The organism is Agromyces sp. NPDC004153, assembly GCF_053603635.1.
The window spans coordinates 1-21,594 of the sequence record NZ_JBSGFY010000001.1; the positions used below are offsets into that span (position 1 = coordinate 1).

Here is a 21,594-nt window from a genome sequence, read left to right on the forward strand (position 1 = left end):
AGGAGTTCAATCTCTGACTGAGAAACAATCAATACTGACTGTCCATCAATCCAAAGGAATCCCACCCCCACCAAAGCAGGGGTCGGGGTTCAAAAATTGGCATTGAACATAGTGCACGCTGTTGAGTTCTCAAGGAACGGACGCACCCGACATCAGGACCCCGTGGGGCCGATCAGTCGGAGCTGTTTCGTTCTCAACCGGACATCCCATGAGGACGGTTCCGGATGCTTCAAGCTCTGCGAAGAGATGCTCTTCGAGGCTCGGGATCTTCGTGCCGCTTGAGGCCGAGGGGCTGTTTCGCTCTCTCGCTCCTGTGGGGCAACGAATGAATACATTACGTCGATCCGGGGGGTCGTGCAACTCGGCGCTGCATCCCGGGCGTGTCGCACCCCGGACCCGCGGAATTCCGCGGATCTGGGCGCTCGACCCCGAGAACGCCGGAGGCCCCGATCGCTGCCCAACGGGGAACGATCGGGGCCTCCGGCCAAGGCATCCGTCGGCTATTCGACGAAGACGCCGGCGAGGGTCTTCTTGCCGCGCCGGAGCACGGCCATGCCGCCGGGCGGCACACGGCCCTCGAGGGTCGCGGTCTCGTCGTCGACGCGCACGTTGTCGAGCGAGACGCCGCCCTGGGCGATGGCGCGTCGGCCCTCGCTCTGACTCGCGACGAGTCCGGTGTCGGCGAGCAGCTGCGCGATCGAGGCGTTCGGCGAGGTCGTCGTGTTCGGCAGCTCGCGCAGCGCCGACTCGAGGGTGTCGGGATCGAGCACCGAGAGGTCGCCCTGGCCGAAGAGCGCCCGCGAGGCCGCGAGGACCGCCGCCGTGGCATCGGGCCCGTGTACCAGTGTCGTCACCTCGTGGGCGAGCACGCGCTGCGCCTCGCGCTTGAACGGCTCGCGCTCGACGAGCTCCTCGAGCTCCTCGATGCGCGCGCGACTCAGGAAGGTGAAGACCTTGAGCCGCGAGATCACGTCGGCATCGTCGGTGTTGAGCCAGAACTGGTAGAAGCGGTAGGGGCTGCACATCGCGGCATCCAGCCAGATGGCGTTGCCCTCGCTCTTGCCGAACTTGGTGCCGTCGGAGTTCGTGATGAGCGGCGTGCCGATCGCGTGCACGTGCTCGCCCTCGACCCGGTGGATGAGGTCGGTGCCGCTCGTGAGGTTGCCCCACTGGTCGCTGCCGCCGGTCTGCAGCCGGCAGTCGTACTGCCGGAAGAGCTCGAGGTAGTCGAACCCCTGCAGGATCTGGTAGCTGAACTCGGTGTAGCTGATGCCGACGTCGGAGTTCAGGCGCGACGCGACGGCATCCTTCTTCAGCATGGTGCCGACGCGGTAGTGCTTGCCGATGTCGCGCAGGAAGTCGATGGCCGAGAGGCCCGAGGTCCAGTCGAGGTTGTTGACCATGCGCACCGCGTTGTCGCCCTCACCCGAGAGGAAGCGGCTGACCTGGCCGCGGAGGTAGCCGACCCATTCGGCGACCGTCTCCTTGGTGTTGAGCGTGCGCTCGGCCGTGGGGCGTGGATCGCCGATGAGGCCGGTCGAGCCCCCGACCAGGCCGAGGGGCTTGTGGCCGGCCAGTTGGAGGCGCCGAAGCGTGAGGATCTGCACCAGGTTGCCGAGGTGGAGGCTCGGGGCGGTGGGGTCGAACCCGCAGTAATACGTGATCGGCTCGCCGGCGAGGAGCTCCTTCAGCGCAGCCTGGTCGGTCGACACGTGCACGAGGCCGCGCCAGTTGAGCTCCTCCCAGACGTCTTCGAAGGAGGCGTCGTTCTGCTGGGAAGCGAGGATCTCGGGGTCTGACACGCCAGCAAGGCTATCAGCGGGTTGAGCATCGGAGACTTCAAGCAATATCATTGATTCTCAATGATCAATCCTCTATCATTGATCCTATGGAGTTCAACTCTCATCATTGATCACCACGATTCAAGTCCCACGACCTGAGCGCCGTAGGCGGGAAGGATCAAGGATGTTCGTCATCACCGCCGACCAGGTCGCCAGTCGACGCGACACCGACCGCACGGGCGCCCTCGTCGACGCGCTCGCCCAGCGCTACGCCGACCAGCTCGTGCTCCCCGCCGACCAGACCGCCGGCGACGAGATCCAGCTCGTCACGCGCTCGGCGTCCACCGCCCTCGCCATCGTGCTCGACGCCACCCGCACCGGCCGATGGAGCGTCGGGCTCGGCGTCGGCGGCATCCGGATGCCGCTGCCAGATGCCGCACGCAAGGCCTCCGGTTCGGCGTTCATCGCGGCCCGCGAGGCGGTGGGGGCCGCGAAGCGCGCTGACGGCCGGTTCGCACTGCGCGCCGCGGGCGATGCGCAGGCGGCGACCGACGTCGAGGCCCTCGTGCGGCTCCTGCTCCTGCTGCGCGAGCGCCGCACCGAACCCGGCTGGGAGGTCGTCGAGCTCATGCGCGCGGGCCACCAGCAGAAGGAGGCCGCCGCGATCCTCGACGTGAGCGCCGCCGCCGTGAGCGCTCGCTTGAAGGCGGCGATGTGGCGTGCCGAGGAGGACGCCCGGCCCGTCCTCGAACGGCTGCTCGCCGAGCTCGACGAACGGCACACTGCGCACACCGCCGGCGAATCGGGAACCGCCGTGGCGGAGTGACCGCGCCACCCCGTGGTGCCTCGCTACACTGCTCGAAGCCGCGGCCACCCGGTCGCCGCCCGGAAGGAGCACTGTGAACCTCGTCGCCGTCGCCGATGGCATCTCCTGGTCGGCACTCCTGCTGTTCCTCACGGCGGCGACGGCCCTGTCGGTGCTCGCGTTCCTGCGTCCGCGGCCGCCGCTCGTGTGGTTCGCTGCGGGCGCGCTCGGCGTCGCGCTGCTCGCGGCCGCGTCGATCTCGGAGCCGACCGGGCGCACGGGATTCGGGCCGCTCGTGACGATCCTCGCGTTCACGGCGGCGGTGTTCGGCGGCAGCCCCGCCGCGGCCACCGCGCTCAACCTCGCGATGGGCGGCACCGTGGCGCCCGGCCTGCACGGCGGCATCATCGTCGCCGAGCGCCCGACGCCGGCCGAGCAGCGCCAGGGCGTGACGACGGGCGTCCGGCGCGAGGTGCTGCGCGGCGGGCTCACGATCGGCATCCTCGAGCGCATCGCGACGGCGGGCACCATCATGGCCGGATTCCCCGAGGGCCTCGCGATCGTCGTCGCGGTGAAGGGCGTCGGCCGCTTCACCGAGCTCGAGGCGCCCGAGGCGCGCGAGCGATTCATCATCGGCACGTTCGCGAGCCTCATCTGGGCGTGCGCGGCGGCGCTCATCGCGCACCTCGCGCTGCGCTGAGCCCGTCGTCCGGCCTCCGGTCGGACCCGGCCACGCCGGCGGAACGACCGACTCAGTCGTCCGAGCGAGCGTGCCGCCGGTAGGGCGAGACGCCCGGCTCCCCGGGGATCCAGAAGCGCCAGGGGAACGCCGCTCCCCCGCCGGCGCCGCTCACGCCGGTGCGCGGCCCGGACTCGAACGGCTCCGGAGCTGTCGGCACCTCGACCGCGTACGGCGGTGCGAGCAGGTCGTCGCCGCTCGCCGACAGGGGCACGCCGAGGGCGACCGCGAGCCGGGCGGGTCCCCGCGCGAGGTCGCGATCGGATGCCCCGGGCCGCCGCAGCCGCGCGAGCTCGAGCCCCTCGACCACCGTGCCCCCGCGCAGCAGCACGGCCGACGACGATCCCGGATGCCCCGCCACGACGTTGAGGCACGTGTGCATGCCGTACGTGAAGTACGCGTACAGGTGCGCGGCCTCGCCGAACATCACCGCGTTGCGCCGGGTCTTGCCGCGAAATGCGTGCGAGCCGGGATCCTCGCCGACGCCGCGGTACGCCTCGACTTCCGAGAGGCGGATGGCGACACGGCCCTCCTCGGTGTCGTGCGCGAGCACCGCCCCGAGCAGGAGCGGCGCGAGCTCGACGGAGTCGCGCGCGAACCACTCGCGTCCGACGGCGACGAGGGCCTCCGACATCCGCTCGCTCAGCGACCGCGGCCGGCGGCCGGCAGGCCGGCGACGAGGTGGCGCACGCGGTCGGTGAGGCGGGCGAACTGCTCGTCGACGCGCGTCGGTGCGGTGCCGCCGATGCCGTCGCGGCTCGCGACCGAGCCCTCGACCGTGAGCACCTCGCGCACGTCGGGCGTCAGGTGCGGCGAGATCCCGGCGAGCGCGGCATCGTCGACGGCGTCGAGCTCCAGCCCGTGCTCCTCGGCGTAGCGCACGAGCGCGCCGGTGATCTCGTGGGCGTCGCGGAACGGCACGTGGCGCTTGACGAGCCATTCCGCGACATCCGTCGCCAGGGAGAAGCCGGCGGGCGCGAGCTCGGCCATGCGGTCGGTGTGGAACTCGAGCGTCGCGATCATGCCCGTGAACGCCGGCAGCAGGACCTCGAGGGTCTCGACCGAGTCGAACACCGGCTCCTTGTCCTCCTGCAGGTCGCGGTTGTACGCGAGCGGCAGCGCCTTGAGGGTGGCGAGGAGGCCGGTGAGGTTGCCGATCAGTCGGCCCGACTTGCCGCGCGCGAGCTCGGCGATGTCGGGGTTCTTCTTCTGCGGCATGATCGAAGATCCGGTCGAGTAGCCGTCGTCGAGCGTGACGAAGCCGAACTCGCGGGTGTTCCAGAGGATGACCTCTTCGGCGATGCGCGAGAGGTCGATGCCGATCATCGCCGCGACGAACGCGAACTCGGCGACGACGTCGCGGCTCGCGGTGCCGTCGATCGAGTTCTCGGCCGGCGTCGCCAGGCCGAGGTCGCGAGCCACGGATGCCGCGTCGAGCCCGAGCGTCGACCCGGCGAGCGCTCCCCCGCCGTACGGCGACACGTCGGCGCGCTTCGTCCAGTCGACGAGCCGCTCGAGGTCGCGGGACAGCGCCCAGCCGTGCGCGAGCAGGTGGTGCGCGAGGAGCACCGGCTGCGCGTGCTGCAGGTGCGTGCGGCCGGGCATGACGGCGGTGCGGTGCGCGTCGGCCTGCGACGCGAGCGCGTCGACGAGGTGCACGAGCTGCTGCCCGATGACGGCCGCGTGGTCCTTGAGGTAGAGCCGCACGAGCGTGGCGATCTGGTCATTGCGGCTGCGACCCGCGCGGAGCTTGCCGCCGAGCTCGGGGCCGACGATGCCGATGAGTGCCGCCTCGAGCGCGCCGTGGACGTCCTCGTCGGACTCGGCGGCGACGACCTCGCCCGAGGCGACGCGCGCCTCGAGCGTGTCGAGGCCGGCGAGCATGGCGCCGAGCTCGTCGTCGCTCAGGTAGCCCGCGGCCGCGAGCGCGCGGGCGTGCGCGCGCGAGCCGGCCAGGTCGTAGGGCGCGAGCTGCCAGTCGAAGTGCGTCGACTTCGAGAGGCGGGCGAGCTCGGGCGACGGGCCGCTCGCGAAGCGCGCGCCCCAGAGCGCGCCCTCGTTCGTGCCGTGCTCGGAGGTCGTGCCGTCGGTGCCCTCGGGCCCGCCGGTGCCGGGTGCGTCGGTCATCACGCGTCCTTCCGCTCGAGCAGCCACACGAGCAGCGCCTTCTGGGCGTGCAGTCGGTTCTCCGCTTCGTCCCAGATGATCGACTGCTCGCCGTCGATCACGTCGGCGGTCACCTCGTAGCCGCGATCGGCGGGCAGGCAGTGCATGAACACCGCATCGGATGCCGCGAGCGACATGAGCTCGCGATCCACCCGGTAGGCGCCGAAGGTCGCGACGCGGTGCGCCTTCTCGTCCTCCTTGCCCATGGAGACCCAGGTGTCGGTCACGACGACATCGGCGCCCGCGGCCGCCTCCGCGGCATCCGTGTACAGCGTGACGGAGCCGCCGGTCGAGCCGGCGATGCGATCGGCGTCGGCCACGACGGATGCCGCGGGCGCGAACTCCTCGGGCGAGGCGACGCGCACGTGCATGCCCGCCGTCACGCCCGCCAGCACGTACGACTGCGCCATGTTCGAGGCGCCGTCGCCGAGGAACGTCACGGTGAGGCCGGCGAGGTCGCCCTTGTGCTCGCGGATCGTGAGCAGGTCGGCGAGCAGCTGGCACGGGTGGAAGTCGTCGGAGAGCGCGTTGACCACGGGCACGGTCGTGCCGGCGGCCATCTCCTCCAGGCCTGCCTGCCCGTACGTGCGCCAGACGATGGCGGACACCATCCGCTCGAGCACGCGGGCGGTGTCGGACGGGGTCTCCTTGCCGCCGAGCTGGCTGCTCGCGGTCGAGATGATGAGCGGGGAGCCGCCGAGGTCGGCGATGCCGACCGCGAACGACACCCGCGTGCGGGTGGAGGACTTGTCGAAGATGACGGCGACGGTCTGCGGCCCGGCGAGCGGCTTCACCGCCCAGCGGTCCTGCTTGAGACGTTCGGCGAGGTCGAGGATCTCGGCCTGCTCGGCGGGCGTGATGTCGTCGTCGCGGAGGAAGTGGCGGGTCATGCGGTTCCGTTCGTGTCGGGACGGTCGGGGAGGTCAGCGGCGCGTCGACGCGACGGCATCGAGCGCTCGGGAGAACTTGTCGGCGAACTCGTCGACCTCGGCGTCGCCGATGATGAGCGGCGGCGCCATGCGGATGGTCGAGTCGTTGGCGGCGTTGACGATGAGGCCGGCGCGCATCGCCTCGGCGGCGAGCGGCATGGCCACCGGTTCGGCGAGGGCGACGCCGAGGAGCAGGCCGCGTCCGCGGGTGCCCGTGACGAGCGGCGAGCCGATCACGTCGACGCGCTCGCGGATCTGGTCGCCGCGCGCTGCGGCGTTCTCGACGAGTCCACCGGTCTCGATCTCGTCGAGCACGGCGTTGGCGACGGCGGTGGCGAGCGGGTTGCCGCCGAAGGTCGAGCCGTGCTGGCCCTTCGAGTAGAGCGACGACGCGCGCCCGAACGTGATGAGCCCGCCGATCGGGAAGCCGCCGCCGATGCCCTTCGCGACCGTGATCGCGTCGGGCGTGATGCCCGAGTGCTGGAAGCCGAACCACTGGCCGGTGCGGCCCGCGCCGGTCTGGATCTCGTCGACGATGAGCAGCGCGCCGTGCCGCTCGGTGAGCTCGCGCGCCGCCGTCATGAAGCCGTCGGGCAGCTCGACCACGCCGGCCTCGCCCTGGATCGGCTCGACGAACAGCGCCGCGACCGACTCGTCGATGGTCGCCTCGAGCGCCTCGACGGTCGCGGGGATGTGCTCGACACCGCCGGGCAGCGGCTCGAACGCCTCGCGCATGTGCGGCTTGCCGGTGAGCGCGAGCGAGCCCATGGTGCGGCCGTGGAAGCCGTCGACGAGCGCCACGACCCGTGAGCGCGCACCGCCCGAGTTGTTGAGCCGGGCGAGCTTGAACGCCGCTTCGTTGGCCTCGGCGCCGGAGTTGCCGAACCACGCGCGGCCGTGCTCCCCCGCGCCGGCGAGCCGGGTGAGGCGCTCGGCGAGCTCGAGGGCGGGCTCGGTCGTGAAGTAGTTCGACACGTGCGCGAGGCGCGACGCCTGCGCCGTGACCGCCTCGACGAACACCGGATGCGCGTGGCCGAGCGAGTTCACGGCGATGCCGGCGAGGAAGTCGAGGTACTCGTGGCCCGTGTCGTCCCACACTCGCGCGCCCCGGCCGTGGTCGAGCTTCGCGAGCGGCATGCCGATCGAGCGCATGATGCGCCGATCGAAGCGCGCCTGCCAGTCGAGCACGTCGATGTCGGTCATGCGGGCACCACCTCCGTGCCGATTCCCGACTGGGTGAACACCTCGAGCAGGATCGAGTGCGGGATGCGACCGTCGATGATCGCCGCCTTCGCCACGCCGCCCTCGACGGCCTCGAGGCACGCGGTCATCTTTGGGATCATGCCCGACTCGAGGTGCGGGAGCAGCGCGATGAGCTCCTGCACGTCGATGACCGATACGAGCGAGTCGCGGTTCGGCCAGTCGCGGTAGAGTCCGGCCACGTCGGTGAGGATGACCAGCTTCGCCGCACCCAGTGCGACCGCGAGGGATGCCGCGGCGGAGTCCGCGTTCACGTTGAGCGACTGGCCGGGGTTCGCGGCGTCGGGGGCGATCGAGGAGACGACCGGGATGCGGCCGGCGTCGAGCTGCGCGTGCACGGCCGCCGGATCGACCGCGACGACGTCGCCCACGAGTCCGAGGTCGACCTCGGCTCCGTCGACCATCGCGCCGCGGCGCCGTCCGGTGAACAGGCCCGCGTCCTCGCCGGAGAGGCCCGCCGCGAGGGGGCCGTGCCGGTTGATGAGCGAGACGAGCTCACGATTCACCTGCCCCGACAGCACCATGCGCACGACGTCCATGGCCTCAGGCGTGGTCACTCGGTAGCCGCCGCGGAACTCGCTCTCGATGCCGAGCCGCGACAGCATCGACGAGATCTGCGGTCCGCCGCCGTGCACGACCACGGGCTTGATGCCCGCGTACCGCAGGTACACCATGTCCTCGGCGAACGCGCGCTGCAGCTCGGGGCTCACCATCGCGTTGCCGCCGAACTTCACGACGATCGTCTCGCCGTGGAAGCGCTTCAGCCAGGGCAGGGAGTCGATGAGCACCTGCGCCTTGGCGTGGGCGGACGCGGCATCCGCCCCGTCGTCGGCCGCGCCCTCGACGGCGTGCGGGATTCCGTTCTCGTTCTCGTCCGTCATGCTCAGCTCGCGTAGGCGCTGTTCTCATGCACGTAGTCGTGCGTGAGGTCGTTGGTCCAGATAGTGGCGGATGCCTCGCCCGCGTGCAGCTCGATGAGCACGTGCGTCGCGCGCGGGGTGAGGTCCACCTGCTCGCGCGGCGCGTCGGGGCGACCGGCGTGGCAGACGCGGACGCCGTTCATCGACACGTCGACGAGGTAGGGGTCGAACGGCGCCTGCGTCGTGCCGATCGCGGCGAGCACGCGGCCCCAGTTCGGGTCGTTGCCGAAGATCGCCGCCTTGAACAGGTTGTTGCGGGCGACGGAGCGGCCCACCTCGACGGCGTCGTCCTCGGTCACGGCGCCGCGCACCTCGATGGCGATGTCGTGGCTCGCGCCCTCGGCGTCGGCCTGCAGCTGCAGCGCGAGCGACCGGCACGCCTCGGTCACCGCGTCGGTGAACGCGGCGGGATCGGGCGTCACGCCCGACGCCCCCGACGCCATGAGCGTGACCTGGTCGTTCGTCGACATGCAGCCGTCGGAGTCGAGCCGGTCGAATGTCACCCGGGTCGCGGCGCGCAGCGCCTCGTCGAGGCGTGCGGGCGGCACGAGCGCGTCGGTCGTGAGCACGACGAGCATGGTCGCGAGGCCCGGCGCGAGCATGCCGGCGCCCTTCGCGATGCCGCCGACGCGCCATCCGTCGCCCTCGACGACCACGGTCTTGGGCTTCGTGTCGGTCGTCATGATCGCACGCGCGGCGTCCTCGCCGCCGTCGGCGGTGAGCCGGGCGATCGCCGAGAGCACCCCCTCCTCGAGCACCTCGATGTCGAGCTGCTCGCCGATGAGTCCCGTCGAGCAGACGAGCACGTTGCCCGAGGAGACGCCCAGCGCGGAGCCGGCGGTCTCGGCCGTGTGATGCGTGACCTGGAAGCCCTCGGGTCCCGTGAAGCAGTTGGCGCCGCCCGAGTTCAGGACGATCGCGGCGGCCTGGCCGTCGGCGATCGCCTGCTCCGACCAGAGGATGGGGTTGGCTTTCGCGCGGTTCGACGTGAACACGGCCGCCGCCGCGTTCGACGGTCCGCGGTTCACGATCACGGCGAGGTCGAGGGCGCCCGAGCGCTTGATGCCGGCGGCGATGCCGGCGGCCTCGAAGCCGGCGGGTGCGGTGACGGTCACGGTGCGACTCCGTTCACGGGGAGGCCGGTCGACTCGGCGATGCCGAGGGCGATGTTGGCCGACTGGATCGCGGCGCCCGCGGTGCCCTTCACGAGGTTGTCGACGGCCGCGACGACCACCACGCGGCCGGCCGTCTCGTCGACCGCGAGGCCGAGGAGGGCCGTGTTCGCGCCGAGCACGTCGGCCGTACGCGGGAACTGCCCGGGCGGCAGGAGCTGCACGAACTGCTCGCCCGCGTAGGCGTCCTCCCACGCCGCACGCACCGTCGCGGCATCCGTGCCGGGCACGATGCGCGCCGTCGACGTGGCGAGGATGCCGCGGGACATCGGCACGAGCACGGGCGTGAACGAGATGGTGGGCTCGGACGCGCCGGCCCAGCGCAGGGCCTGTGCGATCTCGGGGATGTGCCGGTGCACGCCGCCCACGGAGTAGGGGTTCGCCGAGCCGAGGATCTCGCTCGCGAGCAAGTGCGCCTTGAGGCTCTTGCCGGCCCCCGAGGGTCCGACCGCGAGCACCGACACGAGGTCGCGGTCTTCGATGACGCCCGCACGGATGCCGGGGGCGAGCGACAGCGCGACGGTCGACGCGTTGCAGCCGGGTGCCGCGATGCGGCGGGTCCGCGCGAGCCGATCGCGCTGCGTGCCCGACAGGCGCGGCAGCTCGGGGACGCCGTAGCTCCAGGCGCCGTGGTGGTCTCCGCCGTAGAACGTCGCCCAGTCGGATTCGCGCTCGAGCCGGTGGTCGGCGCCGCAGTCGATGACGAGCGTCTCGTCGGGCAGTTGCGCCGCGATGGCGCCGGATGCCCCGTGAGGCAGCGCGAGGAAGACGACGTCGTGGCCGGCGAGCGTCTCTGCGCTCGTCTCCTGGAGCGTCAGGTGCGTGTAGGCGCGCAGGTGCGGCTGCACTGCGACGAGCGGCTGGCCGGCGTTCGCGTGCGCTGTGACGGTGCGCACCTCGAAGTCGGGATGATCGGCGAGGAGACGGAGGATCTCCCCTCCGGCATAGCCGGACGCGCCGGAAACGGCGACGGAGTACGTCATGAATCCACCTTAGGGTCTGCGGGGTCGGGGCTGAGGTCCGGCGACGCCCCGCAGGCTCGGCCGATCAGGCCGAAGCAGGGGTCGCCGGGATTCGGCGGACGCCACGACGTCGGAGGCCGCGCTCGACGCCACGCGCGAGGCGTGCGGAGCGGTCGATCCGAGCGGTGGACATGTCGACGACCCTATCGAGGGGGTTCGCGTCGATGCAATTCGGCGCGTCATCGGAGGACGTCGATCGAAGCACCGCCCCGTACTTCCGGAACACGGTCGTGTTCGACGTCGAGCACGGGCTCCTCGGGTTCGGTCCGTGCGGCTGACCCTCCCCTAGGCTCGGTTCGACGACCGCGTCCGCGTCGTCGGACTCGCCGGACGAGGAGGACCCATGTCCCTGCGCGTGCTGTTCATCGGCGGCAACGGCATCATCAGCTCGGCGTCGAGCGCCCGGGTCGTCGCCCGCGGCGACGAGCTCACGCTGCTCAACCGTGGCACGAGCACGACCCGGCCTCGCATCGACGGCGTGCGGCACCTCACCGGCGACGCCGGCGATCCCGCGTCGATCGCCGCCGCGATCGGCGACGAGACGTTCGACGTGGTCGCGAACTTCCGCTCGTTCACGCCCGACCAGGTCGCGCGCGACCTCGAGCTGTTCGAGGGGCGCTGCCGCCAGTACGTCTACATCTCCTCGGCATCCGCCTACCAGAAGCCGATCGGGCACCTGCCCATCACCGAGTCGACGCCGCTGCGCAACCCGTACTGGCAGTACTCGCGCGACAAGATCGCGAGCGAGGACCTGCTCGTCGCGGCCTATCGCGAGCGCGGCTTCCCCGCTACGATCATCCGCCCGTCGCACACGTACGACGCGACGACCGTGCCGCTCCTCGGCGGCTGGACCGCCATCGAGCGCATGCGCCGCGAAAAGCCGGTCGTCGTGCAGGGCGACGGCACTAGTCTCTGGACCCTCACGCATACGCGCGACTTCGCCGTCGCATTCACCGGCCTGCTCGGCAACGACCGCGCCGTCGGCGAGGCGTTCCACATCACGTCCGACGAGGTGCTCACGTGGGACCAGGTCGGCGCCGCGCTCGCCCGCGCGGCCGGTGCGGAGTTCCGGCCCGTGCACATCGCGAGCGAGGCGATCGCGCGCGAGCTCCCCGACGATGGCCCGGGTCTCGTGGGCGACAAGGCGCACTCCGTGATCTTCGACAACGCGAAGGTGAAGTCGCTCGTCCCCGAGTACCGCGCGGTCATCCCGTTCTGGCGCGGCGCGCAGGAGATCGTCGACTGGCACGACGCCGACCCGTCGCGCCGCGAGGTCGACGCCGAGCAGGATGCCGCGTTCGACCGGCTCGTCGACCGCTACGGCGCCTGACGACCGTCGCTACTCCCGGATCGCAGCACCCGTGCGCTCGCGCGCGATCGCGGCGCCCGCGAGCTTCGCCTCGCTGGCCTCGGCGGCCGTGAGCGTGCGGTCGTCGGCGCGGAACCGGAGCGCGAACGTCAGGCTCTTCGACCCCTCGGGCACGCCCGCCCCGCGGTAGTCGTCGACGAGGTGCAGTTCCTCGAGCAGCACGCCTGCGCCATCGCGCACCGCACCGGCGACGACCGACGCGGGCACGCCCGAGTCGACGAGGAGCGAGAGGTCCTGCGTCGCGGCCGGATACGTGCCGATCTGCCCGGCCTCGAGCCCCGGCTCGGTGAGCGCGATGACCGCGTCGAGGTCGAGCTCGACGACGGCGACGACGCGCGGCAGGTCGTTCTCCTCCGCGACGGACGGCAGCAGCTCGCCCGCGAACCCCACCGGCCGGCCGGCCACGCGCAGCTCGGCGGTGCGGCCCGGGTGGAGCGCCTGGTGCGAGCCCTGCGCCACTTCGATCTCGGCGCCGACCGCGAGCGCGACCTGGCGCACGACGTCGAGCGCGTCGACGATGCCGGCGGGCACCGCAGCCTGGCCCGGTTGCTTCGTCAGGACGTCGCCCACGAGAAGCGCGCCGACGTGCCGTGGCTGCGGCGGGATGCCCGCCTGCAGCGCCTGGAGCTCGGCCTCGGACGGACGTCGGTCGCCCACGGGCAGTTCGGCGCTGCCGTAGGTGCGCCCCGCCTCGGGGAGGAACACGAGCCCGAGCTCGAACAGCGAGACGTCGACGAGGCCGCGCGAGCGGTTGCGCTTGGCCGCGGCGACGAGCCCCGGCAGCAGCGAGCGCCGCAGGAGGGCGGCCGAAGCGTCGAGCGCGTTCGCGAGCTTCACGGATGCCACGGACGAGCCGTCGGCGCTGCCGAACAGCGCGTTCTCGTCCTCGGTCGCGAACGGGAACGAGAGCACCTCGGTGGACCCGGCCGCGGCGAGCGCGTCGGCGACTCGGCGCCGGATGCGCTGCGAACGGGTGAGGCCGCGTCCGGGCGGGGCGACGGGGAGCACCGACGGGATGCGGTGGTAGCCCGCGAGGCGCGCCACCTCCTCGGCCAGGTCGGCCTTGCCGGTGAGGTCGGGACGCCACGACGGCGGCACGACCTCGAACCCGTCGGCGGTGCGCGTGATCGCCCCGCCGATCTCGGCGAGCGCGTCGTGCACCTCCTCATCGGTGTACTCGACGCCGATGAGCTCGGTCACGTAGCCGTCGGGCAGCAGGATCGCCTCGCGCTCGGGCGCCTCGTGGATGAGCGAGCCGCCCGCGTCGGCGGTGCCGCCCGCGAGGTCGGCCATGAGCTGCGCGACACGCGTCGCCGCGGCGGCGGCGATCTGTGGGTCCACGCCACGCTCGAACCGCTTGGACGCCTCGCTCGGGAGCTTGTGGCGACGTGCGGAGCGGGCGATCGACACCGGGTCGAAGTTCGCGGCCTCGATGAGCACGTTGCGCGTGGCATCCGACATCTCGGTGTCGGCGCCGCCCATGACGCCGGCGATGCCGATGGCGCCGCGGTCGTCGGTGATGAGGAGGTCCTCGGGGTCGAGCGTGCGCTCCTTGCCGTCGAGGGTCGTGATCACCTCGCCGGGCGTCGCGCGGCGCACGACGATGCCGCCCTGCAGGCGGTCGAGGTCGTAGCCGTGGATCGGCTGGCCGAGCTCGAGCATGACGTAGTTCGTGATGTCGACGAGCACCGAGAGCGAGCGGATGCCGGCGAGCTTCAGCCGCGCGACCATCCAGGCCGGGGTCGGGCGGGTCGGGTCCACGTCGCGCACGATGCGCGTCGCGAACACCGACGAGCCGACGCGGCCGCGGATCGGCGCGTCGTCGCGGACCTCGACGGGGAACACGTCGCCCGAGCCGGGTTCGGCAAGCACGGTCGCCGGGCTCGACAGCTCGACCGGGTCGCGGTACCGGGCACCGGTCGCGTGCGCGTACTCGCGGGCGACGCCGCGGATGGAGAACGCGTAACCGCGGTCGGGCGTGACGTTGATCTCGACCGCGGCGTCGTTCAGGCCGAGCAGCTCGATCGCGTCGGCGCCGACGGGTGCGTCGATGCCGAGCGTCGACAGCCGCAGGATGCCCTCGTGGTCGTCGCCGAGGCCGAGCTCGCGCGCCGAGGCGATCATGCCGTCGGACACGTGCCCGTAGGTCTTGCGCGCCGCGATCGGGAAGGGACCGGGCAGCACCGCGCCCGGCAGCGTCACCACGACCTTGTCGCCGACGAAGAAGTTGCGCGCGCCGCACACGATGCCGTGCACCGCGTCGCCGCCGTCGGCCGCCGTCTCGCCCTCGGGCGCGACGCGCACCTGGCACCAGCGGATGGTCTTGCCGTTGGACTGCGGCTCCTCGGTGAACTCGAGGACCTCGCCCACGACGATCGGACCCTGGAGCTCGAACGTGTGCACGTCCTCCTCCTCGAGGCCGACCTGCACGAGGGCGGCGTGCACGTCTTCAGGCGTCGAACCCGGCACGAGCTCGACGTACTCGGCGAGCCAGCTCAGGGGCACTCGCATGTCTCAGACCACCATTCCGAACTGCTGGGAGAACCGGACGTCTCCCTCGACCATCTCGCGCATGTCCTGCACGCCGTTGCGGAGCATGAGCCCGCGCTCGATCCCCATGCCGAACGCGAAGCCCGTGTAGACCTCGGGGTCGATGCCCGCGGCCTTCAGCACGTTGGGGTGCACCATGCCGCAGCCGCCCCACTCGATCCAGCGCGCGCCGCCCTTGAAGGTCGGGTGCCAGAAGTCGAGCTCGGCGCTCGGCTCGGTGAAGGGGAAGAAGCTCGGGCGCAGGCGGACCTTGGCCTCGTCGCCGAAGATCGACTTCACGAAGTGGTCGAGCGTGCCGCGCAGGTGGGCCATGGTGAGGCGCTTGTCGACCGCGAGGCCCTCGAACTGCATGAACACGGGCAGGTGCGTGGCGTCGAACTCGTCGGTGCGGTAGACGCGGCCCGGTGCGAGGACGTAGATCGGCACCTCGCGCTCGAGCATCGAGCGCACCTGCACGGGGCTCGTGTGCGTGCGCAGCACGAGGTGCGCCTCGGGCGGGTCGACGAAGAACGTGTCCTGCATGGCGCGCGCCGGGTGGTCGGCGTCGAAGTTCAGCGCGTCGAAGTTGAACCACTCGCTCTCGACCTCGGGGCCTTCGGCGATCTCCCACCCCATGCCGGTGAACACGTCGCACACCCGGTCCTGCAGCAGGGCGAGCGGATGCCGCGCCCCGGCCATGTACCGCGACGGCAGCGCCGTGACGTCCACCGTCTCCGCCTCGAGCTGTGCGGCCGCCTCGGCCTCGAGGATCTCGGCCTCACGCACCGCGAACGCCTGGTTCACGCGACCCCGCGCGCCGCCGACCAGCTTGCCGAGGGCGGCCTTCTGGTCGTTCGGCACGTTGCGGAGCTCGGCGTTGAGCTGCGCGAGGGTCGACTTCTCCCCCGTGTGCTCGGTGCGGACCTGCTTCAGCGCGGCGGAGTCGCCCGCCGCGGCGATCGCCGCGAGGGCGGCGTCGACGGCAGCCTGGACGGCCTGCTCGGTGATTTCACGGGGCTCGGACACAAGGAACGAGTCTAGCGGGCGGGCGTCGTGCGATGAGGCCGCGACGACCGCCCGGCTCGCGCCGTCGCGGGCGCGCGACACCGCGCGGGCGTCGGACGACCGCGACGGCGACCGCGTCGATCAGGTACCGGGTCCGCGTGCCTCCGCGCGCGCCTCGGTCACGAGCAGCCCCTGCGTCGGGTCCTCGACCGGCTGGGGACCACCGGGCTTGCCGCCCGTGCGGTACCGGCGGTCGCCGCGCCGGGCGAGCCAGCGGGCGAACCACGACAGGCTGAGGTTCATCACGAGGTAGATGAGGAACGTGACGACCCACAGTGGGAAGAGGTAGCGGTTGCCGAAGAAGCTGCCGAGGTTGTTCATCGTGGTGCGGAGCAACTCGGGGTAGCCGACGATGAAGCCGAGCGAGGTGTCCTTCAACAGCACCACGAGCTGGGCGACGATGATCGGGAGCATCTGCCGGAACGCCTGCGGGAACTCGACGAGCATCTTCGACTGCAGCTGCCGCATGCCCAGGCTGAGGGCCGCTTCCCGCTGCCCGCGCGGCAGCGCGGCCAGGCCGGCCCGGAGCGCCTCGCCGATGAGCGCGCCGTTGTAGATCGCGAGCGCCGCGACGACGGCCCAGTAGTCGCCCGTCGCGAACACGAGCAGGATGAAGAGCATCATCAGCAGGACGGGCATGCCGCGGAAGAACTCGATGACGACGGCCGTCGGGATCCGGATCCACGGGTTGCGGGCGCTGCGCATGAGCGACAGCACGACCCCGAGCGCCACGGCGAGCGCCGCCGCCACGAGCGCCGCCCGCAGGGTGTTCCAGACGCCCTGGGCGATGAAGTTCCACACCTCGGGGTCCAGGAAGATGTCCCAGCGCGACTCGTCGAACATGCCCGGGAGCGTGATCCCGCCGGACTCGCGCGGCTGGTTCAGCACGAGGAACATCCACAGCAGGCCGCCGGCCACGGCCAGCGCTGCGATGACGGACAGCACCCGCGAGAGGGTCCGGGCGCGGGGGCCCGGCGCGTCGAACAGCACGTTGGCGTTGCTCATCGCTGCACCACCCACTTCCGCTCGAGTTGGACCGCGAGCAAGCCGAGCGGCACCGTGATGAGGAGGTAGAACGTCGCGACCCCCAGCAGGATGGGGATGACCGCGTCGCCGTTGTCGTTCGCCAGCTGCTTGCCGACGGCGAACAGCTCGACGACGAAGAACCCGCCGGCGACGGAGGTGTTCTTGGTCAGGGCGATGAAGACGTTGATGAGCGGCGGGATCGTCATCCGGAAGGCCTGCGGGAAGATGACGAGCGAGACGGTCTGGCGGAATCCGAGGCCGACGCTGCGCGCAGCCTCGGCCTGTCCGACGGGCACGCCGTTGATGCCCGATCGCAGCGCCTCGGCGACGAACGGCGAGGTGTACACCGACAGTGCGATGATCGCCGCGACGAGGTAGGGCAGGCGCGACCCGAGGTACGGGAGCACCAGGGCGCAGAAGATCAGCACGAGGGTCAACGGGGTGTTGCGCACGATCTCGGTGTAGACGGTCGCCACGAGTCGGAGGGTGGCGACCGGCGAGATGCGCATCGCGGCCACGATCGTGCCGATGACGAGCGCCGCGAGCCCGCTCACGAGCAGCAGCAGGATCGTCGTGCCGAACCCGCTCAGGTAGGTCGGCAGGTTGTCGATGACGGCGTCCACGGATTCCCTTCGCCCGTGTGGTGCGGATGGACCCGGGCCGGCCGTCCTGCCCGGCCCGGGTCATCCATCGGTCGGTTCAGTAGCGGTCGACGGCAGGCGGGTCGATGAACGGCAGCACCGTGCCGGCCGTCTCGTTCCACGCCTCCTCGTAGCGGCCGTCTTCATAGGCCGCCTCGAGCACGTCGTTGATCCACATGCGGAACTCGGTGTCCTCGAGCGCGAGGCCGATGCCGTACGGCTCCTCCGTGAAGGGTTCGCCGACGACCTTGAACTCGCCCTCGTTCTGGGCCGCGAGGCCCGCGAGGATGACGTTGTCGGTCGACACCGCGACGACCTGGCCGCTGCGCAGCGGCTCGAGGCAGTTGGTGTACGTGTCGGTGAGCACCGGCTGCGCGCCGATCTCGGCGAGCTTCGCAGCGGGCGTCGAGCCCGTGACCGAGCAGACCGGCTGGCCCACGAGGTCCTCTTCGCTCTCGATGTCCTCGTTGTCGGCGAGCACGAGGATCGACTGACCGGCCATGTAGTACGGGCCGGCGAAGGAGACGACTTCCTTGCGCTTGTCGTTGATCGTGTACGTCGCGATGACGATGTCGACCTGGCCGTTCTGGATGAACGGCTCGCGGTTCGCGGACACCGTCTCGACCCACTCGATGTTGTCCTCGGAGATGCCGAGCTCGGACGCGATGATCTTGCCCATCTCGACGTCGAAGCCCTCGGGCTCACCCGACGGGCCGACGAGGCCGAACAGCGGCTGGTCGAACTTCGTGCCGATGGTGATCGAGCCCGCCTCGGAGAGGTCGGCCATCGTCGTGCCGGCTTCGAAGGTGGGAGCCGCCTCGGGCGTCTCCTCAGCCTCGCCGCCGCCACCGCCACCGGCGCAGCCCGCGAGCGCGAGGGCCGTCGCGGCGCCCGCCGCGACGAGTGCGAATCTCATCCGTTTCATGTCTCTGCCTCTTCTCGTGTGGTGTTCCCTCGCCGCTCGTGGCAGCGCAGGCTTTCTCAGTGCTCGAGGATCTTCGAGAGGAAGTCCTTCGCGCGATCGGACTCGGGGTGGTCGAAGAACTGCGCGGGCGGCGCCTCCTCGACGATGCGGCCGTCGGCCATGAACATCACGCGGTCGGCCGCGCGACGCGCGAAGCCCATCTCGTGCGTCACGACGATCATCGTCATGCCCTGCTCGGCGAGCCCGACCATGACATCGAGGACCTCGTTGATCATCTCGGGGTCGAGCGCGCTCGTGGGCTCGTCCATCAGGATGAGCTTGGGGTTCATGGCGAGCGAGCGCGCGATCGCGACGCGCTGCTGCTGCCCGCCCGAGAGCTGCGCGGGGAGCTTCTTGGCCTGGTTCGCGACGCCGACGCGCTCGAGGAGCTCCATCGCCTTCGCGTCGGCGTCCTTGCGCGACATCCGCTTGACCCGGGTCGGCGCGAGCGTCACGTTCTCGAGCACCGTCTTGTGGGCGAAGAGGTTGAACGACTGGAACACCATGCCGACGTCGGCGCGCAGCTTCGCGAGCGCCGCGCCCTCTTCGGGCAGCTGCTCGCCATCGATGGTGATCGTGCCGGAGTCGATGGTCTCGAGGCGGTTGATCGCGCGGCACAGCGTCGACTTGCCGGAGCCGCTGGGACCGATGACCACGACCACCTCACCGCGGTTCACGACCGAGTTGATGTCGTTCAGCACGTGCAGATCGCCGAAGTGCTTCTCGACGTGCTCGATGACGACGAGGGGTTCGCCGCGGCGCACCGAGATGTTCGACGTCGCGGGCGCCTGCTGGGTTGGCTCCATACCCCCCAAATTAGGGCGCGCAGGCCTGCCGCCACAAAGGCACGCGGCCGGTGGTTACCTATTCGTGACCCACGCTGCGCTGCGCGAAGGCGCTCTCGTACAGGCACACGGATGCCGCGGTCGCGAGGTTCATCGATTCGGCGTGTCCGTAGATGGGCACGGTCACCACGCGGTCGGCGAGCGCGAGCTGCTCGTCGGGGAGCCCGTGCGCCTCGTTGCCGAACAGCCACGCCGTCGGCCGCTCGAGCACGCCCTCGGTGCGGGCGGAGAGCAGGTCCTCGCCCTTCACGTCGGCGGCGAGGACCGTGAGGCCCGCGGCGCGGGCGCGCTCGAGCACGTCTTCCAGGTGGCCGCCCACGGCGACCGGGAGGTGGAAGATCGATCCCGTCGAGCTGCGCACGACCTTCGGGTTGTACAGGTCCACGGTGCGCCCGGTGAAGACCACGGCGTCGGCGCCCGCGGCATCCGCTGCCCTGACGATGGTGCCCGCGTTGCCGGGGTCGCGCACCTCCTCGAGGATCGCGATGAGGCGCGGCCCCGCCGCGAACACGTCCTTCACGGCGGTCGGGAACTGGTGGCAGACGGCGACGAAGCCCTGGGGCGTGACCGTGTCGGCCATCGCGTCGAGGACCTCCTCGGTCACGAACTCGACGTCGACGCCCGCGTCGACGGCCGTCTGCGCGATGTCGGTGTAGCGCTCGAGCGCCGTGGGCGTGGCGTAGAGCTCGACCACGAGCTGCGGCCGGAAGGTGAGCGCCTCGGCGACGGCCTGCGGCCCCTCGAGCAGGAACAGCCCGCTCTCGATGCGGGCCGGCTTCTTCGCGAGCTTCGCGACGGCGCGGACGCGCGGCGACCTCGGGTTCTCGAGCATGCAGCCAGTCTAGGGACGACGGATGCCGCGGCGGACATGCGAAACGGCCCGGCACCCCGCGAGTCGGGGTGCCGGGCCGTCGGGCCGAAGCAGTGGCTAGGCCGCGGTCTTCGGGGCCGAGGTGTCGGCCGGGAGCGCCTGCTTGGCGCTCTCGACGAGCGCCGCGAAGGTCGCGGGCTCGTTCACGGCGAGCTCGGCGAGGATGCGGCGGTCGACCTCGATGCCCGCGAGGCCGAGGCCCTGGATGAAGCGGTTGTAGGTGAGGCCGTTCTGACGCGAGGCCGCGTTGATCCGCTGGATCCAGAGGCGACGGAAGTCGCCCTTCTTCTTGCGGCGGTCGTTGTAGGAGTAGACGAGCGAGTGGGTGACCTGCTCCTTCGCCTTGCGGTAGAGGCGCGACCGCTGACCGCGGTAGCCCTCGGCGCGCTCCAGGATGACCCGACGCTTCTTGTGGGCGTTGACCGCCCTCTTCACTCTTGCCATTGCTCTGTTTCTTCCTTACGGGTCTCGCGGCTCAGCGGCCGAGAAGCTTCTTGACGACCTTGGTGTCGGGGGCCGACAGGACCTTGTCCGCGTTGAGGCGGCGGGTGCGCACCGAGGACTTGCCCTCGAGGTTGTGGCGCATGCCGGCCTGCTGCTTCTTGAGCTTCCCGGTACCGGTGATCTTGAAGCGCTTCTTGGACCCGGAGTGGGTCTTCTGCTTCGGCATCTCGTGTTTCTCCTTGGTTCTGCCGCCACCGGAGTGGCGGACGGGGGTGCTAGGCCTGGTCCTCGGTGGACTCGGCCGCCTGCGTCTCGGGCTCGCCCGCGGCATCCGCCGCCGGCCGCGCCTTCGCCGCAGCACGCTGTGCATTCGCCTCGGCCTTGGCCTCGGACTTGTTCTTCAGAGGAGCGATGACCATGACCATGTTTCGGCCGTCGATCGTGGGGTTGTGCTCGACCGTGCCGAACTCCACCACGTCTTCCGCGAAGCGCTGCAGGAGGCGGACGCCCATCTCGGGACGCGACTGCTCGCGGCCCCGGAACAGGATCATCGCCTTGACCTTGTCGCCGGCCTTCAGGAAGCCGACGGCGCGCTTCATCTTGGTCTCGTAGTCGTGCTTGTCGATCTTGAGGCGGAACCGGACCTCCTTGAGGACGGTGTTCGCCTGGTTGCGCCGCGCTTCCTTCGCCTTCTGCGCAGCCTCGTACTTGTACTTGCCGTAGTCCATGATCTTGACGACCGGCGGACGCGAGTTGGGTGCGACCTCGACGAGGTCGAGGTCGGCCTCCTGCGCGAGCCGCAGGGCCACCTCGATCTTCACGACGCCGACCTGCTCTCCGCCAGGTCCCACGAGGCGGACCTCGGGAACGCGGATACGGTCATTGGTACGCGGATCGCTGATGCGTGTTCTCCTCTACTCAAGCTGTGCTCGAACGGGAGGCGGATGCCGCCCGTCGACGAGAGCGGAAGATCCACGCAGGCTCGCATGGAATCACACCGTGCGGCACTACGGCACCCTGTCTACTTCCCTGCCTGAGCCGGAGGC

The 21,594-nt window shown here is 70.9% G+C and carries 21 protein-coding genes; 3 read left to right on the forward strand and 18 right to left on the reverse strand.

The genetic code is table 11. The features are described from left to right. Positions 1–500: 500 nt before the first annotated feature. Positions 501–1,802, reverse strand: a complete 1,302-nt coding sequence (gene tyrS / locus ACWEOH_RS00005) for a tyrosine--tRNA ligase (RefSeq protein ID WP_452027127.1) — start codon at positions 1,800–1,802, stop codon at positions 501–503. A gap of 163 nt (positions 1,803–1,965) precedes the next feature. Between tyrS and ACWEOH_RS00010 the strand changes: the two genes are divergently transcribed. Both ACWEOH_RS00010 and ACWEOH_RS00015 read left to right on the forward strand, forming a co-directional pair. Beyond that, on the forward strand, positions 1,966–2,607 hold the full coding sequence (locus ACWEOH_RS00010; RefSeq protein ID WP_452027129.1) for a DNA-binding protein: 642 nt from the start codon (positions 1,966–1,968) through the stop codon (positions 2,605–2,607). 73 nt (positions 2,608–2,680) lie between these two features. Further along, positions 2,681–3,286 (forward strand): hypothetical protein, encoded by a 606-nt coding sequence (locus ACWEOH_RS00015; protein WP_452027131.1) that lies wholly within the window; start codon positions 2,681–2,683, stop codon positions 3,284–3,286. A 52-nt stretch (positions 3,287–3,338) separates the two neighbouring features. On the opposite strand, the gene ACWEOH_RS00020 is transcribed toward ACWEOH_RS00015, so the two are convergent. The 7 genes from ACWEOH_RS00020 to argC are packed head-to-tail and all read right to left on the reverse strand — an operon-like array spanning position 3,339 to position 10,755. After that, positions 3,339–3,959, reverse strand: coding sequence for a DNA-3-methyladenine glycosylase (locus tag ACWEOH_RS00020; RefSeq protein WP_452027133.1), 621 nt, complete (start codon positions 3,957–3,959; stop codon positions 3,339–3,341). Positions 3,960–3,967: 8 nt separating this feature from the next. Then, positions 3,968–5,452: an argininosuccinate lyase gene (gene argH, locus ACWEOH_RS00025; protein WP_452027134.1), complete on the reverse strand. Its 1,485-nt coding sequence runs from the start codon at positions 5,450–5,452 to the stop codon at positions 3,968–3,970. Next, complete coding sequence (gene argF / locus ACWEOH_RS00030; protein ID WP_452027136.1) at positions 5,452–6,381, reverse strand: ornithine carbamoyltransferase; 930 nt, start codon at positions 6,379–6,381, stop codon at positions 5,452–5,454. Before argF ends, argH begins: the two co-directional genes overlap by 1 nt. 33 nt (positions 6,382–6,414) lie before the next feature. Further along, positions 6,415–7,623, reverse strand: coding sequence for an acetylornithine transaminase (locus ACWEOH_RS00035; protein ID WP_452027138.1), 1,209 nt, complete (start codon positions 7,621–7,623; stop codon positions 6,415–6,417). Next, positions 7,620–8,561 (reverse strand): acetylglutamate kinase, encoded by a 942-nt coding sequence (argB, locus tag ACWEOH_RS00040; protein WP_452027140.1) that lies wholly within the window; start codon positions 8,559–8,561, stop codon positions 7,620–7,622. The genes ACWEOH_RS00035 and argB overlap by 4 nt, the downstream gene beginning before the upstream one ends. Positions 8,562–8,563: 2 nt before the next feature. After that, a complete protein-coding gene (gene argJ / locus ACWEOH_RS00045) occupies positions 8,564–9,715 on the reverse strand; it encodes a bifunctional glutamate N-acetyltransferase/amino-acid acetyltransferase ArgJ (protein WP_452027142.1) in 1,152 nt (383 codons plus the stop codon). Next, positions 9,712–10,755 carry an N-acetyl-gamma-glutamyl-phosphate reductase gene (argC, locus tag ACWEOH_RS00050; protein ID WP_452027144.1) on the reverse strand — a complete coding sequence of 348 codons (1,044 nt, stop codon included), beginning with the start codon at positions 10,753–10,755 and terminating at the stop codon, positions 9,712–9,714. Before argC ends, argJ begins: the two co-directional genes overlap by 4 nt. Positions 10,756–11,137: 382 nt before the next feature. Here argC and ACWEOH_RS00055 point away from each other — a divergent pair, with 382 nt between their 5' ends. Beyond that, the gene (locus ACWEOH_RS00055) at positions 11,138–12,124 is read left to right on the forward strand and encodes an NAD-dependent epimerase/dehydratase family protein (RefSeq protein ID WP_452027146.1); all 987 of its coding nucleotides are present in this window, start codon (positions 11,138–11,140) and stop codon (positions 12,122–12,124) included. Positions 12,125–12,133: 9 nt separating this feature from the next. Here the strand turns inward: ACWEOH_RS00055 and pheT are convergent, their stop codons facing one another. From pheT to infC, 10 genes are all read right to left on the reverse strand, one after another. Beyond that, positions 12,134–14,674 carry a phenylalanine--tRNA ligase subunit beta gene (pheT, locus tag ACWEOH_RS00060; RefSeq protein WP_452027148.1) on the reverse strand — a complete coding sequence of 847 codons (2,541 nt, stop codon included), beginning with the start codon at positions 14,672–14,674 and terminating at the stop codon, positions 12,134–12,136. 3 nt (positions 14,675–14,677) lie between these two features. Continuing rightward, positions 14,678–15,718, reverse strand: a complete 1,041-nt coding sequence (gene pheS, locus ACWEOH_RS00065; RefSeq protein ID WP_452027150.1) for a phenylalanine--tRNA ligase subunit alpha — start codon at positions 15,716–15,718, stop codon at positions 14,678–14,680. Positions 15,719–15,838: 120 nt separating this feature from the next. Beyond that, positions 15,839–16,762: an amino acid ABC transporter permease gene (locus tag ACWEOH_RS00070; RefSeq protein ID WP_452027152.1), complete on the reverse strand. Its 924-nt coding sequence runs from the start codon at positions 16,760–16,762 to the stop codon at positions 15,839–15,841. Beyond that, positions 16,759–17,406, reverse strand: coding sequence for an amino acid ABC transporter permease (locus ACWEOH_RS00075; RefSeq protein WP_148731615.1), 648 nt, complete (start codon positions 17,404–17,406; stop codon positions 16,759–16,761). Before ACWEOH_RS00075 ends, ACWEOH_RS00070 begins: the two co-directional genes overlap by 4 nt. 76 nt (positions 17,407–17,482) lie before the next feature. Then, a complete protein-coding gene (locus tag ACWEOH_RS00080; protein WP_148731616.1) occupies positions 17,483–18,349 on the reverse strand; it encodes a glutamate ABC transporter substrate-binding protein in 867 nt (288 codons plus the stop codon). A 56-nt stretch (positions 18,350–18,405) separates the two neighbouring features. Beyond that, positions 18,406–19,194 carry an amino acid ABC transporter ATP-binding protein gene (locus ACWEOH_RS00085; protein WP_452027154.1) on the reverse strand — a complete coding sequence of 263 codons (789 nt, stop codon included), beginning with the start codon at positions 19,192–19,194 and terminating at the stop codon, positions 18,406–18,408. Between the two features lie 58 nt (positions 19,195–19,252). Continuing rightward, a complete protein-coding gene (locus tag ACWEOH_RS00090; protein WP_452027156.1) occupies positions 19,253–20,065 on the reverse strand; it encodes a TrmH family RNA methyltransferase in 813 nt (270 codons plus the stop codon). A 96-nt stretch (positions 20,066–20,161) separates the two neighbouring features. Continuing rightward, on the reverse strand, positions 20,162–20,548 hold the full coding sequence (gene rplT / locus ACWEOH_RS00095; protein ID WP_148731619.1) for a 50S ribosomal protein L20: 387 nt from the start codon (positions 20,546–20,548) through the stop codon (positions 20,162–20,164). A 31-nt stretch (positions 20,549–20,579) separates the two neighbouring features. Continuing rightward, entirely contained in the window at positions 20,580–20,774 is a 195-nt protein-coding gene (gene rpmI / locus ACWEOH_RS00100; protein WP_148731620.1) for a 50S ribosomal protein L35, read from the reverse strand. Positions 20,775–20,823: 49 nt separating this feature from the next. Continuing rightward, positions 20,824–21,450: a translation initiation factor IF-3 gene (gene infC / locus ACWEOH_RS00105; RefSeq protein WP_148731621.1), complete on the reverse strand. Its 627-nt coding sequence runs from the start codon at positions 21,448–21,450 to the stop codon at positions 20,824–20,826. Between the last annotated feature and the right edge of the window lie 144 nt (positions 21,451–21,594).